The organism is Stenotrophomonas sp. LARHCG68, assembly GCF_052871705.1.
Genome location: NZ_JBIXJV010000001.1, coordinates 558976 through 577932, shown reverse-complemented (window position 1 = coordinate 577932; position 18957 = coordinate 558976). Strand labels below are relative to the sequence as shown.

The window sequence follows — 18957 nt, the reverse complement described above, 5'->3', positions numbered from 1 at the left end:
TCCTCACGCCGCTGCACGCGCGGCCAGCACCGAGGCGGCCATGCGCTCCCCGGTGGCCAGCGCGGCCGACGTCATGATGTCCAGGTTGCCGGCATAGGCCGGCAGGTAGTGCGCGGCACCTTCCACTTCCAGGAAGATCGAGGTCTTCAGGCCGGTGCTCGGGCCCACGCCCGGCACGTTGACCGGCTCCTCGATGACCTCGAACTGCACCTGCTGCTTGAGCCGGTAGCCCGGCACGTAGGCGGCCACGCGCGCGGCCATCCCGGTGACGGCCGCTTCGATGAGGGCGGTGTCGACCACCTCGCTGAGCACGTACACGGTGTCGCGCATCAGCAGCGGCGGCTCGGCCGGGTTGAGCACGATGATGGCCTTGCCGACCTGCGCGCCGCCCACGCTCTCGATCGCGCGCGAGGTGGTCTCGGTGAATTCGTCGATGTTGGCACGCGTGCCCGGGCCGGCACTCTTGCTGGAGATGCTGGCCACGATCTCGGCGTAGGCGACCTTGGCCACCGACGCCACCGCCGCCACCATCGGGATGGTGGCCTGGCCACCGCAGGTGACCATGTTGACGTTGGCCGCCTCGATGTTGTCCTCCAGGTTCACGGTCGGCACGCAGTACGGCCCGATCGCCGCGGGCGTCAGGTCAACCACGCGGATGCCCGGCTTGGCCGCGCGCAGCTGCGCGTCGTTGGCCACGTGCGCCGAGGCCGAGGTCGCATCGAACACGATGTCGATGTCGGCGAACAGGTCCGATTCGATCAACCCGGCCACGCCGCTGGAAATGGTCGCCACGCCCATGCGCGCCGCACGCGCCAGGCCGTCGGACGCCGGGTCGATGCCGACCAGTGCCGCCATCTGCAATTGCTTGCCGTGGCGCAGGATCTTGATCATCAGGTCGGTGCCGATGTTGCCGGGACCGATGATGGCCGCTTTCAGGGTCATGCAGAACTCCTGTCGTTCAAGGTGGGGGAGGAAGCAGGCGTCATGCAAAGCGGATCTCGGCGCAGCCCAGCGCGCCGACGCGCACGCGCATGTGGTCACCGGCGCTCACCGGGATCAGCGGCACCAGCGCGCCGGACAGAATCACCTCGCCCGCCTTCAGCGGCGTGCCGAGACGGCCGAGCGTGTTGGCCAGCCACGCCACGCAGTTGACCGGCGAGCCCAGTGCGGCGGCACCGGCGCCGGTGGCCACCAGCTCGCCGTTCTTCTCCACCACCATACCCAGCGTGCCCAGGTCCAGGTTCTTCGGTGGAACCCTCAGTTCGCCGAGCACGTAGGCCGCGGCCGAGGCGTTGTCGGCCACGGTGTCGGTGATGCCGATGCGCCAGTCGCGGATGCGCGAATCGACGATCTCGAAGCACACCGACAAGGACTCGGTGGCGGCGAGCACGTCGTGGTGGGTGATGCCCGGCCCGACCAGGTCACGCTTGAGGTGGAAGGCAATCTCGCCCTCGGCACGTGGCGCGATCATGCCGGCGGTGGACAACACGCCACCGTTGGCGACCTGCATGCGATCGGTGAGGAAGCCGAAGTCCGGCTGGTCCACCTTCAGCATGCGCTGCACCGCCACCGAGGTGGCGCCGATCTTCTTGCCGACCACGCGCTCGCCATCGGCAAGGCGGCGCGCCAGCAGGTCGTTGGAGATGGCATAGGCATCGCCCAACGACAACCCGGCGATGCGCTCGCTCAGCGGCTCCACCGCCACGCCGCTGCGCAGCGCGGCGTGCAGTTCGGCACCGTGCCGCGCGATGGCGTCGGCACCCAGGGACACAGCACTCATGCCTTCACTTCCTTCGCATCGCTCTTGAGCACGTCGCCGACCGCGAAACGCTGCGGCGGCACTTCGTTGACCATCACCCGGATCGCACTCATCGGCGCCTCCAGCTCGGCATTCGCCACCTGCGCCACGGCGCGGATGAAACGCTGCACTTTCTCTTCGTCACGACCCTGTACCAGGGTCACCTGGATGATCGGCATGGGGTTACTCCTGCGGTTGCAATCAGGTCAGCTCGGCGCCCTTGGTCTCGGGCAGGAACAGCAGCACGATCACCGCGGCCAGCCCGAAGAACCCGGCAGTGGCCATCAGTCCGCTGGCCACGCCGTAGCTGTTGGCCAGGAACCCGATCAGCGCCGGTGCGATGGCGGCGATGGCCCGTCCGCCGTTGTAGACGAAGCCCTGCGCGGTGGCGCGCACGGTGGTCGGGAACATCTCGGCGAAGGTCGGCGCGAAGCCGCTGTAGAAGCCGGTGCCAAAGTAGGCCACGACGATGCCGAACGCCATCAGCGCCATCGGCGACTTGATCATCACGAACACCGGCACCGTCAGCGCCGAGCACACGAAGAACAGCATGAAGGCCTTCTTGCGGCCGATCGCGTCGGCGATGTAGCCGAAGGTGACGAAGCCGAATGCCGCACCCACCTGCATGATCACGATCCAGATCGTCGACTTGACCATGTCCAGGCCCGGGCCGCCGTCGGCGACCGGCGTGGCCAGGTAGGTCGGGATCCAGGTGAACAAGCCCCAGTAGCCGCACATCGCCGCGGTGACGAAGGCCAGGCCGACCAGGGTGCTGCGCGCATGCGCGCCGAACAGCTGGCCCATGGTCTGGCCGAAGCTCAACCGCTGCGCCTGGTTGACCCAGATCTCCGGCTCCTTGACGTGGCGGCGCACGTAGAACGCCAGCAGCGCCGGCAGCAGGCCGACCACGAACACCCAGCGCCAACCCAGCGTCGGCACCACCAGCGCGGCGACGATCGCCGCGGCGGCGTAGCCGGAGGCGAACGCACTCTGGATCCAGGCCAGGATCTTGCCGCGGTGCTGTGCCGGCCAGCTTTCGCTCACCAGCGCCGAACCTGCGGACCACTCACCACCGACGCCCAGGCCGACGATGATCCGGAACAGCATCAGCTGGCCGAGCGTGTCGGACAGGCCGCACAGCGCGGTGCCGATCGAGTAGCAGATGATGCTCAGCATCATCGACTTGGCGCGGCCCATGCGGTCGGCCAGGTAGCCGAACACCAGCCCGCCGAACGCGGTGGCCAGCAACGTGGCCGACATCACCATGCCGGCCTGCGACTTGTCGAAACCCAGGTCCGCACTGACGTGCTTGAGCACCATCGCGAACAGCATCAGGTCCATCACATCCAGCATCCAGCCCAGGTAGGCCGAACGGAACGTGCCCCACTGCTGCTTGCTGGCCCCCTGCCACCAGCGGCCGCTGCTGGCGGCCGGTACCTCTTGGATCGTTGAACCACGCTGCGCCATTGGCTTCCCCTCCGGAATCTTGGCTGATACGAAAGTATCGGTGAACGATACTGCGAGCACAAAGTAACTCACTTTTCTCGAAAATGGAACATGACAAACGTTTTCATCTCGATATACGATACCGACGTCGTAACAAACGCGAGATTCCGATGTCCGAGCTGATCCTCCGCCTCCACGAAGACCACCTGCCGGCCGGCTGCCCGCCGGTCTATCTGCCCGCCGGCCCCCGTGCGCTGTATGTGCGCGAAGGTGGCCTGATGGTTGAGTCCCCACAGGACGCACAGTCCCTTGACCCGGCCCAGGCGCGGGTGGGCCAGGAGCCGCTGACCCTGCTCAGCGGCGAGCAGGACACCGTGCTGTGGCGCTGGGATCTGGCCGATGCGCGCCAGCCAGCGGGCGCCCTGCCCTCGGCCCCGGCCACCCGCAGCGAGCTCAAGCTGGAAGCGCCGATCACGCTGGATGCGCGCTTTGAGTGGCTGATGCGTTGCGATCGCGTTGATTTCCCGAAGGGCGGCGTTGCCCTCACCCACGTCCACCAGGGCCCGGGCATCCGCATCTGCGACTACGGCAGGATCAGCATCGAGACGCTGGGCCAGCGCCACGACCACCCGGCCGGCCACGCCTGGTTCGAGCTGGGCCATGCACCGGTGCTGGCACCGACCACCGAGGACGAGGAAACCCGCTTCATCCGCTGTTTCCTGCTGCCGCGCCAGCTCAAGGGACGCAGTTCGATCCGCTACGTGCGCCCGGAGGACGCCGCCGCGCAGAAGACCCAGCGGTACAAGGTTTTCGCAGAGCGATACATCGACCTGCCATAATCGGCACATGGGTGCGGCGTCCCGAGGCCGCGTCCACCCCGCCACCGCCGAACAGGTAGCCGATGCCCCGCAACACCGCGCCCGACAACAAGGATTTGCCCCATGCCGCCCCCGGCGTGGACGCCCAGGACGACACCGCCGAGCAGGGCCTGCCTACCGCCATTGTTTCGCTGAAGGTGATCGAGGCCCTGGCCTCGGCCCCGAACGGGCTGGGCGTCACCCGCCTGGCGCAGCTGCTCGGCATGCCCAAGGCGCGCGTGCACCGGCACCTGAGCGTGCTGCGCGAGCATGGCTACGTCGACCAGGACCCGGACACCAACCAGTACCGCGTCGGCTGGCAGATGTTCCTGCTGGGTCGTGCCTGCACCAGCCGCTTCGACGTGATGAGCCTGGCCAAGCCGATCCTGGAACACCTGCGTGACCAGGTCGGCCAGACCGTGGTGATCTCCACGTTCTCCGACAACGAAGTGGTGGTGATCGACCTGCTGCGCGGCACCGCGCCGGTGGAAATCAGCCTGCGCCCCGGTACCCGCTTCCATCACAACAGTGTGGCGCAGGGCAAGATCGCCCTGGCCTACGGTGCGGAGAAGCTGCGCCGCGCCTATCTGGCGCAGGCGCTGCCGGCCAGCACCCGGCACACCATCGTCGACCCCGACCGGCTCGCCGCCGAGATCGAGCTGGTGCGCAGGCGCGGCTGGGCCGATGCGCCGGAAGAGCTGTACATCGGCATCAATGCGCTGGCCGCACCACTGATGCAGGCCAATGGCGAATTGTTCGGCACGCTGGCCATCGTCGGCTCCATCCACTACCTGCCCAGCACGCCGGACCCGGCGCACGTGCAGGCGCTGCTGGAAGCGGCCGCGCAGATTTCGGCAGCGATGGGCTACAACGGCAAACCAACCCGCTGAAGCCCCCACCACTGTTTTTCAAGGCGCGCGGCGGTTGCAGGAGCGGCGTACGCCGCGAAGCTGACAATGGCCAACGCTGCACAGAAATCTGCAATTGCTGGGCACGTGCGTGACCGATGCCGCCCCGACATCGCAGCTGAAACCGCTTCTACAAAAGAAGCCGCTCCCTCGTAGGAGCGGCCTTGGCCGCGAAGCTGGTGATACCCAGACAATGGCACCAACCGCAATCCCAGGATTGCCAACCTCATGCCGCATCCACCGGTACCGGCTTCGCGGCGTACGCCGCTCCTGCATTGAACCGCGCGATATCAGCCGTTCTGCAGTTGCGCCAGGAACCGGCGCGGCGCGCCGTCGAAGCCACCGTTGGACATGAACACCACGTGGTCGCCGTCGCCTGCCACGCGCCCCAACTGCGCCAGCAATGCATCGGTATCGGCCACCGCCTGCGCCTCACCGCGTACTGCGGCGATCACCTTGGCCGCATCCCAAGGCAGCTCGGGGCGCGCCAGGAACACCACCGCATCGGCGATATCCAGCGACGGCGCCAGGGCGTCCGCGTGCGCGCCCAGCCGCATCGAATTGCTGCGCGGTTCCATCGCCACCACGATGCGCGCAGCGCCAACCTTGGCGCGCAGGCCTTCCAGCGTGGTGTGGATCGCGGTGGGGTGATGGGCGAAATCATCGTAGATGGTGACCCCGTGCGCCTGTCCGATCACTTCCATGCGTCGCTTGACGCTGTGGAAGCGCGCCAACGCCGGCGCGACAGCGGCCACGTCCACGCCCACCGCATGCGCGGCGGCCAGTGCGGCAAGCCCGTTGAGCACGTTGTGGCGGCCCAGCAGCGGCCATTCCACCGTCGCCACCGCCACGCCACGGTGCAGTACCGTGAATGCGCTGCCATCCTGGTTGACCAGGCGCGCGCTCCATTCCAGCGCGGGATCGAAGCCGAACCGCTCCACCGGCGTCCAGCAGCCCATCGCCAGCACCTCGGCCAGGCGGGCATCCTCGCCGTTGACGATCAACCGCCCATTGCCGGGCACGGTGCGCACCAGGTGGTGGAACTGGCGCTGGATCGCCGCCACGTCCGGGAAGATGTCGGCGTGGTCGAACTCCAGGTTGTTGAGGATCGCCACCCGCGGACGGTAGTGGACGAACTTGCTGCGCTTGTCGAAGAAGGCGGTGTCGTACTCGTCGGCCTCCACCACGAACAGCGGTCGATCCGAAAGCGCCGACGCGTTGCTCCCTTCCCCCTCCGGGGGAAGGTGGTGCGCAGCGCCGGATGGGGGTACGGCATCACTCCCCGCCCGGGGAAGCTCGCGCCCCAACCGCGCCGACACCCCGAAATCCTCCGCTACGCCGCCAATCAGGAAGCCCGGCGCGCGCCCGGCGGCCTGCAGCAGGAACGACAGGATGGTGGTGGTGGTGGTCTTGCCGTGGGTGCCGGCCACCGCCAGCGTGTCGCGGCCAGGCAGCACGTTCTCGGCCAGCCACTGCGCCCCGGAGGTGTAGCGCCGGCCCGCATCCAGTACCGCTTCGACCGCCGGGTTGCCGCGCGAGAGCGCATTGCCGACCACGACCTCGTCGCAATCCCCTGCGATATTGCCGGGCAGATAGCCCTGCGACAGCGTGATGCCCAGCGTTTCCAGCTGGGTGGACATCGGCGGGTAGACCGCCTGGTCGCTGCCTTCCACCTGATGACCGAGTTCGCGTGCCAAGGCGGCCACGCCGCCCATGAAAGTGCCGGCAATGCCGAGGATATGGATCTTGCTCATCCGCCGATTGTCGCCGATGCGCTTGCGAACGGGTATCTGCGTAGGAGATACCGAAGCGTATGTAAGGGAATCCCCGATACCGTCACATCGGCTTCATCCGCACAATACATGACGCCAGCCGCAGTATCCCTCAGGTCCTACTCCCCAAGAGGCCATCCCCAGGGAGCTCATGCTGCGGGGCTCTGAGCAAGCTCATCTGCTGGCCCCTGCAAACGGAAACGCCCGGATCCTCACGGATCCGGGCGTTTCTGTATGGGCGCACCGCGGCGGCGGGGCCCTGCGGCTGCGGCGGCAGGCGCCGCAGCCACCTGGGTCAGCGCTTGATCGCGGCCAGGATGCGGGCCAGCACTTCGTCCAGCGCACCCACGCCGTCGACGCGGGCCAGGGTGCCCTTGGCAGCGTAGAAGTCGATCACCGGCGCGGTGGAATCGTTGTAGACCTGCAGGCGCTGGCGCACCGATTCCGGGTTGTCGTCGGCGCGGCCCTGCTCCTTGGCGCGGCCAGCGATGCGCTCGACCAGCAGCTCGGTCGGCACGTCCAGCTGCACGATCGCGTCCAGCGGCTGGTTCAGCCTGGCCAGCAGTTCACCCAGCGCATTGGCCTGGGCCACGTTGCGCGGGTAGCCGTCGAGGATGAAGCCCTTGGCGGTGTCGGCCTGGGACAGGCGCGATTCCAGCATGCCCAGCAGGATGTCGTCGGACACCAGGTTGCCGGCGTCCATCACGGCCTTGGCCTGCTTGCCCAGCTCCGTGCCGGCGGCCACTTCGGCGCGCAGCAGGTCACCGGTGGAAATGTGCGGAACCTGCAGTTGTTCCTTCAGGCTCGTCGCCTGCGTGCCCTTGCCCGAACCGGGCGGTCCCAACAGAACCAATCGCATTCCTGACTCCCATATGTTTGAGGAAACGGGACGGACAGCGGCGTTAGACTCCATGGGCCGATTCACGCTGCACCGCAATATGTGCAGCTTACCGCATCCGGCCAATGTCCCGGAATGTCCCCCGTCCAGAGAGTATCCACCATGTCCCAAGGCACCCTGCTGTACGCCCAGTCCGGCGGCGTCACCGCCGTCATCAACGCCACCGCCTCTGCCGTCATCAGCGAAGCAAGGGCAAGGAAAATCAAGGTGTTGGCAGCGCGCAACGGCATCCTGGGCGCGTTGCGCGAAGAGCTGATCGACACCTCGAAGGAGTCGGCGGCCAGCATCGCCGCGCTCGCCCATACGCCGGGCGGTGCATTTGGATCGTGCCGCTACAAGCTCAAATCGCTGGAGGCCGACCGCGCCAGGTACGAGCGCCTGCTGGAGGTGTTCAAGGCGCATGACGTGCGCTGGTTCCTCTACAACGGCGGCAATGATTCGGCCGATACCGCGCTGAAGGTGTCGCAGCTGGCCAAGGAGTACGGCTACCCGCTCACCTGCGTGGGCGTACCCAAGACCATCGACAACGACCTGGCCGTGACCGACACCTGCCCGGGCTTCGGCTCGGCGGCCAAGTACACCGCGGTATCGGTGCGCGAGGCGGCGCTGGACGTGGCGGCGATGGCCGAGACCTCCACCCGCGTGTTCATCTACGAAGCCATGGGCCGCCACGCCGGCTGGCTGGCCGCAGCCGCCGGGCTGGCCGGCGAGAGCACCGACGACGCGCCGCACATCATCCTGCTGCCCGAGCGCGCCTACGACGAAGCCACCTTCCTGGCCAAGGTGAAGCAGGTGGTGGCCAAGGTGGGCTACTGCGTGGTGGTGGCCAGCGAAGGCATCCACACCGCCGATGGCCAGTTCGTCGCCGATGCCGGCGGTGCCAAGGATTCGTTCGGGCACACCCAGCTGGGCGGCGTCGCCTCGTACCTGGCGGGGCGGGTCAAGGCCGAGCTCGGCTACAAGGTGCACTGGACCCTGCCCGACTACCTGCAGCGTTCGGCCCGCCACATCGCCTCCAGGACCGACTGGGAGCAGGCACAGGCGGTCGGCAAGGCCGCGGTGCAGTTCGCGCTGAAGGGACAGAACTCGGTGATGCCGGTGATCGTGCGCACCGCCGACGCGCCGTACCGCTGGAAGATCGAGGCCGCGCCGCTGTCCAAGGTGGCCAACCACGAGAAGAAGATGCCGGCCGGCTTCATCCGCAAGGACGGCTTCGGCATCACCGAGAAGGCACGCCGCTACCTGCAGCCGCTGATCCGTGGCGAAGCACCGCCGCCTTACGGCCGCGATGGACTGCCCAAGTACGTGACGCTGAAGAACGTGGCCGTCGCGAAGAAGCTGCCGGGCTGGGAAGGCTGATCACGATGTATCCGCGCCTGGGCCTGTGGGCGTTGCTGGTGCTGCCGGCGTGGTGGGCGCAGCCGGCATCGGCCTACACGCCGCAGGACGGCGACATCGTGTTCCATACCTCGGCCTCGCGCCAAAGCGTGGCGGTGCAGGCCGCCACGCATTCGCCGTACAGCCACATGGGCATCGTGCTGTTGCGCGGCGGTGCCCCATACGTGCTGGAAGCCGTGCAGCCGGTGCGCTACACGCCACTGCAGGCCTGGCTGGACCGTGGCAGGCACGGCCACTATGTGATCAAGCGGCCCGCCACGCCTCTGGACGCCAACGCCAAGGCTCGCCTGCATGCCGCGGCCACGCCCTATCTCGGCAAGCCTTACGACCTCACTTTCGAGTGGTCCGACCAGCGCATCTACTGCTCGGAGCTGGTGTGGAAGCTGTACCGCGATGCCGCCGGCATCGGCCTGGCACCGCTGGCGCGGCTGGACAGCTTCGACCTGCAGGCACCGGCCGTGCAGGCCAAGCTGCGCGAACGCTATGGCGCGAACATCCCACGGGGCGAACCGGTGATTTCGCCGGCGGCCATCTTCGCCTCGCCCCTGCTGGTCACCGTGGACCAGCGCTGAGGCCCGGGCGTCCCGCCGGTTGAAACCGATGGGCGCCCTTCAACGCGTTCAGCGCGTGCAGGCGGCGCCTTCCATCGACAACCTGGCCGAGTACGCCGGCAGCGCCGCCAAACGGCCCGCTGCGGCCTGGGCCTTGGCATCCTCCAGGTAGACCCGGTTCTGGCCCTGGCCATCCAGCGTCACGCGCTGCCCGGCCGGCTTGCGCCAGACCTCGATCAACGCCTGCTGCGTGCCGCAGGCCGCCGAGGGCACGCGCACCACTTCGTTGAGCTTCCAGCCGGCCGCCTCGCTCGGCGTGACCTTGCCCGCATCCAGGAACACCGCGCGGGCCTGGCACTGTGGGCTGGTACGCACCAGCTGCAGGTCATAGGGCTGCGCCGCGGTGCCGGTGAAGCGGCCTTCGATGCGGGTACAGGCTTCGGGAATCTGGCGCACGGTATGCACCGCACCCACCGCCTGCGCCGCGGCCGCCGGCCGCTCGATCTCCGGCGTGGGCAACGCAGCCAACGCGGTCAGGGGCAGCAGGGCCAGCAACACGGGGGCGATGGCTTTCATCGGGCAACTCCACAAGACGGACGCCGCACGTTGCCACTGTCGCGCTGAACGGGCAGGCAAACGCGGCCATGGCTGGCGGCGGAGACAGCTGGCAGTCATACTCGGCCGGCCTCAGGAGTGTTTGAACACAGCGACACGTACCACAGCCGCAGCGCGGCCCGGGTCTGTTCCAGTGCTTCGATCTACCCGGCGTGTCCCCGCTTCATCCACAGCTGGATGGCATCCACCAACGCTGGAGGGGTCATGCTCGAACAGTACGGTCTTGTGCTCTCGCTGGTCTGCGCCGCCGTCGCCATCATCTACGGCATCATCTCGGCCCAATGGGTACTGCGGCAGCCTGCCGGCAATGCCCGCATGCAGGAAATCGCCGCCGCCATCCAGGAAGGCGCGCGGGCCTACCTCAACCGCCAGTACCTGACCATCGCCATCGCCGGCGTGGTGCTGTTCGTGCTGGTCGGCTTCTTCCTCAGCTGGTACACCGCCATTGGCTTCGCGGTGGGCGCGGTGTTGTCCGGCGCGGCCGGCTACATCGGCATGAACGTGTCGGTGCGCGCCAACGTGCGTACCGCCGAGGCCGCACGCAACGGCATGAGCGCGGCGATGGACGTGGCGTTCCGCGGCGGCGCGATCACCGGCATGCTGGTGGTCGGGCTGGGCCTGCTCGGCGTGGCCGGCTACTACCTGATCCTGCAGCGGCTGGGCCTGAGCCAGGCCGACAACCTGCATGCACTGGTCGGGCTGGCGTTCGGCAGTTCGCTGATCTCGATCTTCGCGCGACTGGGCGGTGGCATCTTCACCAAGGGCGCCGACGTGGGTGCGGACCTGGTCGGCAAGGTCGAGGCCGGCATCCCCGAGGACGACCCGCGCAACCCGGCGGTGATCGCCGACAACGTCGGCGACAACGTCGGCGACTGCGCCGGCATGGCCGCCGACCTGTTCGAGACCTACGCAGTGACGGTGATCGCCACGATGCTGCTCGGCGGGCTGATGGTGGCCGAGGTCGGGCGCAATGCGGTGCTGTACCCGCTGGTGCTGGGCGGTGTGTCGATCATCGCCTCGATCATCGGCGCGTTCTTCGTCAAGGTGAAGTCCGGCGGCTCGATCATGGGCGCGCTGTACAAGGGCGTGATCGTCTCCGGCGTGCTGGCCGCCATCGCCTTCTGGCCGGTGACCACGCAGCTGATGGCCGATTCCCGCCATGGCGCCACCAACCTGTACCTGTGCGCGCTGATCGGGCTGGTGCTGACCGGTTTGATCGTGTGGATCACCGAGTACTACACCGGCACCCAGTACAAGCCGGTGCAGCACGTGGCGCAGGCCTCGACCACCGGCCATGGCACCAACATCATCGCCGGCCTCGGCGTATCGATGAAGTCGACCGCGCTGCCGGTGATCGCCGTGTGCGCGGCGATCTGGGGCGCCTTCCACTTCGGCGGTCTGTACGGCATCGCCATCGCCGCCACCGCGATGCTGTCGATGGCCGGCATGATCGTCGCGCTCGATGCCTACGGGCCGATCACCGACAACGCCGGCGGCATCGCCGAGATGGCCGAGCTTCCCGCCGACATCCGCGACATCACCGACCCGCTGGACGCGGTGGGCAACACCACCAAGGCGGTGACCAAGGGCTATGCGATCGGTTCGGCGGCACTGGCCGCGCTGGTGCTGTTCGCCGACTACACGCACAACCTGCAGGCCGCGCATCCAACCGAGGTGTTCACCTTCGACCTGTCCGACCACACGGTGATCATCGGCCTGCTGATCGGCGGCCTGATCCCCTACCTGTTCGGCGCGATGGCGATGGAGGCGGTGGGGCGTGCGGCCGGCGCGGTGGTGGAGGAAGTGCGTCGCCAGTTCCGTGACATCCCGGGGATCATGCAGGGCACCGGCAAGCCGCAGTACGACAAGGCGGTGGACATGCTGACCCGCTCGGCGATCAAGGAGATGATCGTGCCCTCACTGCTGCCGGTCGCGGTGCCGGTGGTGGTGGGCCTGCTGCTCGGCCCGAAGGCGCTGGGTGGCCTGCTGATCGGCACCATCGTCACCGGCCTGTTCGTCGCCATCTCGATGACCACCGGCGGCGGCGCCTGGGACAACGCCAAGAAGTACATCGAGGATGGACACTTCGGCGGCAAGGGCAGCGAGGCACACAAGGCGGCGGTGACCGGCGACACCGTCGGTGATCCGTACAAGGACACCGCCGGGCCGGCCATCAACCCCCTCATAAAAATCATCAATATTGTCGCGCTGCTGTTGGTGCCATTGCTGTAGTCGAAGCCGACTGCGCATGGCACCTTCGCCCTTCCCCCGTTCACGGGGGAAGGGAACGGGATGGGGGGCGCCGAAGGCGCAGATCAAGATCATCAACATCGTGGCGCTGTTGCTGGTGCCGTTGCTTTGATGCACATCGCGTGACCGGCGGCGTCACCCTTCCCCCGCCCGGGGGAAGGGTGGCTGGCCTTGCACGCAGGGAGTCCGCCTGGCTTCATTCCAGCGCGGAATCTTCGGTCACACGGTGTGCGGCCCGCTCATCCCGGGTGATCGCGGCGCGGTTCGGCCAGGTGCGCGTCTTCCTGCGGTCGCGGCCGCGACAGCACGTAGGCGGCACTGGCAACGAAGAACAGGCCCACGCCCAACGCCAGCTTCCAGTCCGGGTGGGCGCCGATGAAGAACAGCACATAGCCCAGTGCCATGCCCCCGCCGGCAAAGCACTTGCCCTTGCGGCTGATCGCGCCGTGCTCCTTCCACTGCCGCAGCGGCCCCCCGTAGCGCGGGTGGTTGAGCAGCCAGGCCTCCAAGCGCGGCGAGGAACGCGAGAAACACCACACCGCCAGGATCAGGAAGATCGTGGTCGGCATCACCGGCAGCAAGGCCCCGATGATGCCCAGCGCAACCATCAACCAACCCACGCAGAACCAGAACCAGCGGATCATCGCTGGCTCTCCGGCACGGCGGGCCTGGCCCGGGGGTTGGTCACACGAACTCCTCCTCGACATACCCGCGCACCGTACGGAACGCGGCATTTGCACCTTCGATGGCCTCCGCTTCCTGCCCGGCAGTCAGCGGCACCGCATCCAGTGCCGCGGTGAACTGCCGCCAGTGGCGGGCCGCACCGTCCGGGTGCGCCGCCAGGTGGCTGGCACCGAACCGCGCGCCCAGCCCCAGCTTGGCGGCCATCTTGAACAGAATGGTACCGCCCAGGTTGGAGCCTTCGGCGACATACAGCCACCCCAGTGCGTGCGGCAGGTCGACAGCGGCGGGCAGCGCCGTGGGTGCGGCCGCCGGCAGGCCCTGCTCCAGATCGCCCAGGTCCTGGGCGATCTGCTCCAGCCGGCAACGCTCGGCCAACCCGGGCAGCAGCGCTACCAGCGCCGGCACCGCGTACAGCGCCTGGATGTCACGGTGGAAGCGGTACTGCACGCGCACGAAGCGGGCAAACCGCGCACGGCTGGCGAAGATGTCCTCGGCCATGATCCGCTTGTCCAGCGAATCATGCGTGCCGTGGGTCGCGGCCTTCAGGCGTTGGCTGCGGGTCGGGAAGGCAGGGGTTTCGGTCGTGTTCATGGCGCGCGGAGGGGTAGCGGTGGGGTTCGCCTTCGCCTGCGGCACAGGCGCGGCCTCGCGGGGGAGAAGCCAGGGCCGGAAGATCGGCCGCGCACGGCCGGTAGCCGCCGTTGTCCGGCATTCCAGGCGCCGGGCGATCCTCCTGCCGGCAGGCTGGCAAGCATATCGCAAACGATAATGCTTCCCATGCGCAAATAATCCTTGCCTTTGGTGCGCCGCAATAGCCGTGCGCGTAGAATGGCCCTCTTTTTCAACCAAACACGATTCGGAGTCAGCGCAATGGGCCTGAAACTGGTCTCCCCGGGCAAGAACCCGCCGGAAGAAATCAACGTCATCGTCGAGATCCCGAAGGATTCGGAGCCGGTGAAGTACGAGATGGACAAGGAAAGCGGCGCGATCTTCGTCGACCGCATCCTCTCCACCCCGATGCGCTACCCGTGCAACTACGGCTTCGTGCCGCAGACCCTGTGCGGCGACGGCGACCCGGCCGACGTGCTGGTGGTCCTGCCGCTGCCGCTGGTGCCGGGTTCGGTGGTCCGCTGCCGCCCGGTCGGCGTGCTGAAGATGACCGACGAGGCCGGCAGCGACGAGAAGATCCTCGCCGTGCCGGTGGCCAAGATCTTCAATGGCTACGCCCACGTGGAAGACATCAACCAGGTGTCCAGCCACTGGCTGGAGCGCATCGGCCACTTCTTCGAGCACTACAAGGACCTGGAAAAGGGCAAGTGGGTCAAGATCGAAGGCTGGGGCGACGCCGCCGAAGCCAAGAAGATCCTGGTCGACGCCCACCAGACCTTCCTGGCCAAGCAGGAACAGGAAGGCTGATCCACGCCGCGGGCGGGGCCACGTTCCGGCCCGCCCGCAGCGACTGCGATCACGTTTCTCCGGCGTCGCGCATGACCCGTCGCCAGCGATTCGCTACATTTACAGGCCGGTTGATCCGGCCTGTTTCCGTTCTGCCCGTTCGTCGTAATCGCGTGTTTTGCCAAGGGGAAGTGTCTTGCGAATCCTGTTAGTCGGTGGCGAAGCCACGCTGTCGGCCGAGTTGCTCGAGTACATCGGCGATCTGGGCGACGAGTGGGAGGTGCAGTCGGTCCCCGATGGCAGTGCCGCGATAGTGGCGGTTTCCTCGGCGACCATCGACGCGATCATCGTCGCCCCGACCCTGAACGACCTGTCCCCGGCGACCCTGCTCGGCCAGATCCGCACCCTGCGCCCGGAAACCATCCGCATCGCCCTGATCGAGGGCGGCGAGAACCAGCGCGTGCCGTCGGCCCGCATCATCGGCCTGGCCCACCGCTTCCTGCCGCTGCCGCTGGCCCCGGAAATGCTGCTCGAGGCGCTGACCAGCCTGGAAGAGCTGCGCGAGCTGCTGGACAGCCCGCGCCTGCGTGCGGCCATCGGCCGCATCGAGAAGCTGCCCTCGCCCCCGCACCTGTATCTGAGCCTGATGCATGCGCTGGAGGACGACGACGAGAGCAACGCGGCCGACATCGCCAAGCTGGTCTCGGCCGACCCGGCCATCGCCGCCAAGGTGCTGCAGCTGTCCAACTCGGCATTCTTCAACAACGGCCGCGCGATCTCCGACCTGCGTGGCGCGGTGACGCGGCTGGGCCTGTCCACCCTGCGTGACCTGGTGCTGGCCAGCGAGGTCTTCGCCCTGCCCGGCGCGTCCAGCGCCGAGCGCAACGCGCTGCAGACCCGCGCCCTGCTCGCCTCGCGGCTGGCGGCCAGGATGCTGCCCCAGTCCAGCGCCGAGCTGGGCGCCACCGCCGCGCTGCTGGCCGACATCGGCCAGTTGCTGCCGGGCGTGCGTGACGAACACCTGCCGCTCGAATCCGGCGATGACCGCCCCGGCCACGCCGAGGCCGGCGCCTACCTGCTGGGCCTGTGGGGCCTGCCGATGCCGATCATCGAGGCCGTGGCCTTCCAGCTGCAGCCGCTGCGCTCGAACGTACGCAGCTTCTGGGTCGCCGGTGCCGTGCACGTGGCCACCGCGCTGGCCGCCGGCCGCGAGGTCGACGAACAGTACCTGGCGCGCGTAGGCGTGCTGCCCAAGCTGGAGCAATGGCGCGAGATGGCCGACGGCATGATGGGGCTGACGCTGGAGGCGTGAGTTGCCCCGTTGGTGTGGTGAACGACGGCCGCCGCGTGCGGCCGTTTTCCTTGGGCGTCCGCCGGCAAGCCACCGGCATGCCGGCGTCCACGACAGCCCGCGCCGGATGCGTGCCCCGCGCCGCGCCATCGCAGGCAAAGAAAAAGGGTGGGCCTTGCGGCCCACCCTTTCCTTGTTTCACAGGGCTTCGATGGATCAGAAGCGCTGGGTGTACTTCATGTAGACGAAGCGACCGATGTCGAAGCCACCGTAGTACGAGAAGCTCGAGTTCGGCTGGCTGTACATGACCGGACCTTCGTGGTTGAACACGTTGTTCGCGCCCAGCGAGATGGTGGCATCCCACGGAGCGTTGTAACGCACCTGCACGTCGTGGAAGGTGTTCGAGCCCAGCTGACGGGTCGGCTGTGCCAGCGTGTACGACGAGCTGAAGTCCGGCATGTTGCACTCCGGGCCACCGTCCATGTCGTACGAGCAGGCTTCCTTCATGCCCGAGTAGTAACGCACGCCCCAGTTCACGCCGAAGTTGCCGTAGCTCCAATCGACGTTCAGGTTCGAACGCACGCGGAAGTTGCCCGCCCAACCGGTGGACTGCTCGATCGGGGTTTCGGCTTCGTTGTCGCGCTTGTACTCGAGGTAATCGACGTAGGTGGTCTTCCAGTCGATGACGAAGTTACCGATCGCCAGTTCCGGCAGGCGGTACTTGACGCCCAGGTCGTAACCTGCGGTTTCCTGGTAGCCGCCGTTGATCAGCGTACGGGTCACGTCCACCACCTGGCCATTGGTACGGCCCGAGGTGCCACGGCTGAAGCGGTCACAGGCCGAATCGATGCCCAGCACGTAGCACTGGTTCAGGATCGAGGTCACCGACTCGGCGGCGATCACGTCGTCGATGCGGATCTTCCACCAGTCCAGGCTGACGTCCAGGCCCTGCACGAAGTTCGGGCTGTACACGAAGCCGGCAGTCCAGGTCTTGGAGGTTTCCGGCTTCAGCTCAGCATTGGAACCGGACTCGAAGGCGCTGTAGGACTGGGTGCCCGGGCCGGTCGACAGGGCGCCGCCGGAGGTGATCTGACGGAAGTCAGCACCCAGGCCAGCGGCCTGGCAGGCAGCTGCCACGGACGGGTTGCGCACGGCTGCGCCGAAGCTGCTGTCGCACGGATCGGTGTAGCTGTCGAAGGTCTGCGAGACGCCGCCGTACATGTTGGAGATGTTCGGCGCACGGAAGCCCGTGGCGTAGGTGGCGCGGACCAGCAGGTCGTCGATCGGCTTCCACTTCAGGCCGAACTTCGAGTTGATGGTGTCACCGAAGGTGTTGTAGTCCGAGTAGCGACCCGCCAGGTCCAGGGACAGTTCCTTGGCGAACGCCATGTCGGCCAGGATCGGCACGTTCATTTCGAGGTAGAACTCGTCCAGCTCGTAGTCGCCCTTGGTCGGGGCGCCGGCCAGGCTGGTGCTCAGGCCCGACTGCAGCATCGCGTCCGGGTTGTACTCGCCGCTTTCCTCGCGGTGCTCGTAACCTGCCGCGAAGGCCAGGTCACCGGCCGGCAGGGTGAACAGCGAGCCGGACAGGTTGGCACTCAGCACCTTGGTGGTGTTGGTGTAGGTGTCGTGGCTCGGCAGGAACAGGTAGTCCTGCAGCGCCTTGTTGCCTGCCAGGCCGCCGATGCCGGCTTCGCCGTAGCCCAGCAGCGGGTTCCACGGGGTGCAACCAGCGATCACCTTGGCTTCGGTACCGCAGTAGGCGACGCCGTCCTTGATGAACGACGGGCCGACGGCGTTGGCGACATTCGGCGTGAACAGGTCACCGGTACCGGTCTTGACGCCCTTGTTCTGGTTGTAGACGTAGCCCACGTCCCAGTCGAAGTACTTGTCGGCGAACTCGAACGAGCCTTCCAGGCCTGCGCTGAAGCGGAAGGTCTCCTGCTCGGACTCGGTCTGGCGCGGCATTTCCGAGGTACGACGGATGAAGTGTGCTTCTTCGCCCAGCGGGTTGAAGGCGCTGTCAGCCGACATCGGGGTGTCGAAACGCTCGGACTGGTACGGATAACCGGCGATCTGCGAGGTGGCCGTGCGCTTGGTGTACAGGGCGCTGGCGGTGGCGCGGATGTTTTCGGTCACATCGAAGTTGCCGTTGGCAAAGACCGAACGACGCTTCAGCTTGTTCTGCAGCCACATCTCCGAGCTCGGGTTGCTGTAGTCAGCCAGGCCGAAGTCGTGGAAATCAGCCAGCGTATCGCCAGCCGCGCCCGGGTTCTTGACGTACCAGTTGTCGTTCTGGTCGATCAGCACGCCCTTGTTGGTCGCGGCCGACCAGCCGTTGGCGCCTTCTGCCTCGTTCGGGAACGGGTGCCACTGGCCATTGCCGTAGCGGCTGTAGCGACGGTCCTTGGCGGCAACCGGCTTCTCCGAGCTGTACTCGGCGCCGAAGGTCAGCGAACCGCGTTCACCGGTCTGGCCGTAGACGAAGTTGTAGGTTTCCTTGTCGCCGTCGCCCTGGCCGTACTGGCCGCGGTAGACGCTGGCTTCCAGGCCGTCGAAGTTCTTGCGGGTGATGATGTTGATCACGCCGGCGATGGCGTCGGAGCCGTAGATGGCCGATGCGCCGTCGGTCAGCACTTCAATGCGCTCGACCACCGAGGTCGGGATCGAAGCCAGGTCGGAGTAACCGCCGGTGCTGGTGCCCATGCGCTTGCCGTCGAGCAGCACCAGGGTGCGCTCCGGGCCGAGGTTGCGCAGGTCAACGTACTGGCCACCCACTTCCTCGCCAGAGGTCAGGGCGTCAGCGCGGCTGATGGCCGGCGAACCGGTGGCAGCCAGGTTCTGCACGATGTCGGCGACGCTGGTGAAGCCCTGCTTCTCGATGTCGGCGCGCTGCAGCGCGATGACCGGCTGGGCGGTCTCCATGCTGGCCTGGCGGATGCGCGAACCGGTGACTTCCAGGCGGTCCAGGGTGGTGGTACCGGCGGCGGCGTCCTGAGCGGAAGCGAAGGCAGGCGTCAGGGCAATGGCGATGCCGGCCGGGAGCAAACCCAGCCGCACTGCGGAATTACGAAGCTTCATCAATCTCTCCAAG

General features: G+C 67.3%; 16 protein-coding genes and 1 pseudogene. 7 read left to right on the top strand and 10 right to left on the bottom strand.

Annotation, left to right across the window (positions count from 1 at the left end; translation table 11 throughout):
- Positions 1-3: 3 nt before the first annotated feature.
- The 4 genes and pseudogenes from ACIPR8_RS02500 to ACIPR8_RS02485 form a co-directional block, all read right to left on the bottom strand.
- The gene (locus ACIPR8_RS02500; protein ID WP_446540060.1) at positions 4-942 is read right to left on the bottom strand and encodes an acetaldehyde dehydrogenase (acetylating); all 939 of its coding nucleotides are present in this window, start codon (positions 940-942) and stop codon (positions 4-6) included.
- Between the two features lie 40 nt (positions 943-982).
- Positions 983-1780, bottom strand: coding sequence for a fumarylacetoacetate hydrolase family protein (locus tag ACIPR8_RS02495; RefSeq protein WP_446540059.1), 798 nt, complete (start codon positions 1778-1780; stop codon positions 983-985).
- Positions 1777-1980: pseudogene (locus ACIPR8_RS02490) on the bottom strand (tautomerase family protein); the annotation flags it as partial. The gene ACIPR8_RS02495 and the pseudogene ACIPR8_RS02490, both read right to left, overlap by 4 nt.
- A 19-nt stretch (positions 1981-1999) precedes the next feature.
- Positions 2000-3265 carry an MFS transporter gene (locus ACIPR8_RS02485; protein WP_192287554.1) on the bottom strand — a complete coding sequence of 422 codons (1266 nt, stop codon included), beginning with the start codon at positions 3263-3265 and terminating at the stop codon, positions 2000-2002.
- A 149-nt stretch (positions 3266-3414) separates the two neighbouring features.
- Between ACIPR8_RS02485 and ACIPR8_RS02480 the strand changes: the two genes are divergently transcribed.
- Both ACIPR8_RS02480 and ACIPR8_RS02475 read left to right on the top strand, forming a co-directional pair.
- Positions 3415-4083 carry a hypothetical protein gene (locus tag ACIPR8_RS02480; RefSeq protein WP_446540058.1) on the top strand — a complete coding sequence of 223 codons (669 nt, stop codon included), beginning with the start codon at positions 3415-3417 and terminating at the stop codon, positions 4081-4083.
- A 62-nt stretch (positions 4084-4145) separates the two neighbouring features.
- The gene (locus ACIPR8_RS02475; protein WP_313252057.1) at positions 4146-4991 is read left to right on the top strand and encodes an IclR family transcriptional regulator; all 846 of its coding nucleotides are present in this window, start codon (positions 4146-4148) and stop codon (positions 4989-4991) included.
- Between the two features lie 308 nt (positions 4992-5299).
- On the opposite strand, the gene mpl is transcribed toward ACIPR8_RS02475, so the two are convergent.
- The gene (mpl, locus tag ACIPR8_RS02470) at positions 5300-6763 is read right to left on the bottom strand and encodes a UDP-N-acetylmuramate:L-alanyl-gamma-D-glutamyl-meso-diaminopimelate ligase (protein WP_446540057.1); all 1464 of its coding nucleotides are present in this window, start codon (positions 6761-6763) and stop codon (positions 5300-5302) included.
- 313 nt (positions 6764-7076) lie between these two features.
- A complete protein-coding gene (locus ACIPR8_RS02465) occupies positions 7077-7640 on the bottom strand; it encodes an adenylate kinase (RefSeq protein ID WP_132865509.1) in 564 nt (187 codons plus the stop codon).
- Positions 7641-7781: 141 nt separating this feature from the next.
- On the opposite strand from ACIPR8_RS02465, the gene ACIPR8_RS02460 reads away from it, so the two are divergent.
- Both ACIPR8_RS02460 and ACIPR8_RS02455 read left to right on the top strand, forming a co-directional pair.
- A complete protein-coding gene (locus ACIPR8_RS02460) occupies positions 7782-9038 on the top strand; it encodes a 6-phosphofructokinase (RefSeq protein WP_446540056.1) in 1257 nt (418 codons plus the stop codon).
- A 5-nt stretch (positions 9039-9043) separates the two neighbouring features.
- Positions 9044-9649, top strand: a complete 606-nt coding sequence (locus ACIPR8_RS02455) for a YiiX family permuted papain-like enzyme (RefSeq protein ID WP_446540055.1) — start codon at positions 9044-9046, stop codon at positions 9647-9649.
- A gap of 48 nt (positions 9650-9697) precedes the next feature.
- Here ACIPR8_RS02455 and ACIPR8_RS02450 read toward each other — a convergent pair whose 3' ends face one another.
- Complete coding sequence (locus ACIPR8_RS02450) at positions 9698-10204, bottom strand: hypothetical protein (RefSeq protein WP_446540054.1); 507 nt, start codon at positions 10202-10204, stop codon at positions 9698-9700.
- Positions 10205-10447: 243 nt separating this feature from the next.
- Between ACIPR8_RS02450 and ACIPR8_RS02445 the strand changes: the two genes are divergently transcribed.
- Positions 10448-12475, top strand: coding sequence for a sodium-translocating pyrophosphatase (locus ACIPR8_RS02445; RefSeq protein WP_132865512.1), 2028 nt, complete (start codon positions 10448-10450; stop codon positions 12473-12475).
- Between the two features lie 257 nt (positions 12476-12732).
- Here the strand turns inward: ACIPR8_RS02445 and ACIPR8_RS02440 are convergent, their stop codons facing one another.
- Entirely contained in the window at positions 12733-13134 is a 402-nt protein-coding gene (locus ACIPR8_RS02440; protein ID WP_313252590.1) for a YbaN family protein, read from the bottom strand.
- Positions 13135-13177: 43 nt separating this feature from the next.
- Positions 13178-13768: a biliverdin-producing heme oxygenase gene (locus tag ACIPR8_RS02435; RefSeq protein WP_446540053.1), complete on the bottom strand. Its 591-nt coding sequence runs from the start codon at positions 13766-13768 to the stop codon at positions 13178-13180.
- 279 nt (positions 13769-14047) lie between these two features.
- Between ACIPR8_RS02435 and ppa the strand changes: the two genes are divergently transcribed.
- Positions 14048-14593 carry an inorganic diphosphatase gene (gene ppa, locus ACIPR8_RS02430; protein ID WP_132865514.1) on the top strand — a complete coding sequence of 182 codons (546 nt, stop codon included), beginning with the start codon at positions 14048-14050 and terminating at the stop codon, positions 14591-14593.
- 175 nt (positions 14594-14768) lie between these two features.
- Positions 14769-15884 carry an HDOD domain-containing protein gene (locus ACIPR8_RS02425; RefSeq protein WP_192287562.1) on the top strand — a complete coding sequence of 372 codons (1116 nt, stop codon included), beginning with the start codon at positions 14769-14771 and terminating at the stop codon, positions 15882-15884.
- 195 nt (positions 15885-16079) lie between these two features.
- Here ACIPR8_RS02425 and ACIPR8_RS02420 read toward each other — a convergent pair whose 3' ends face one another.
- Complete coding sequence (locus tag ACIPR8_RS02420) at positions 16080-18944, bottom strand: TonB-dependent receptor (RefSeq protein ID WP_446540052.1); 2865 nt, start codon at positions 18942-18944, stop codon at positions 16080-16082.
- Positions 18945-18957 lie beyond the last annotated feature (13 nt).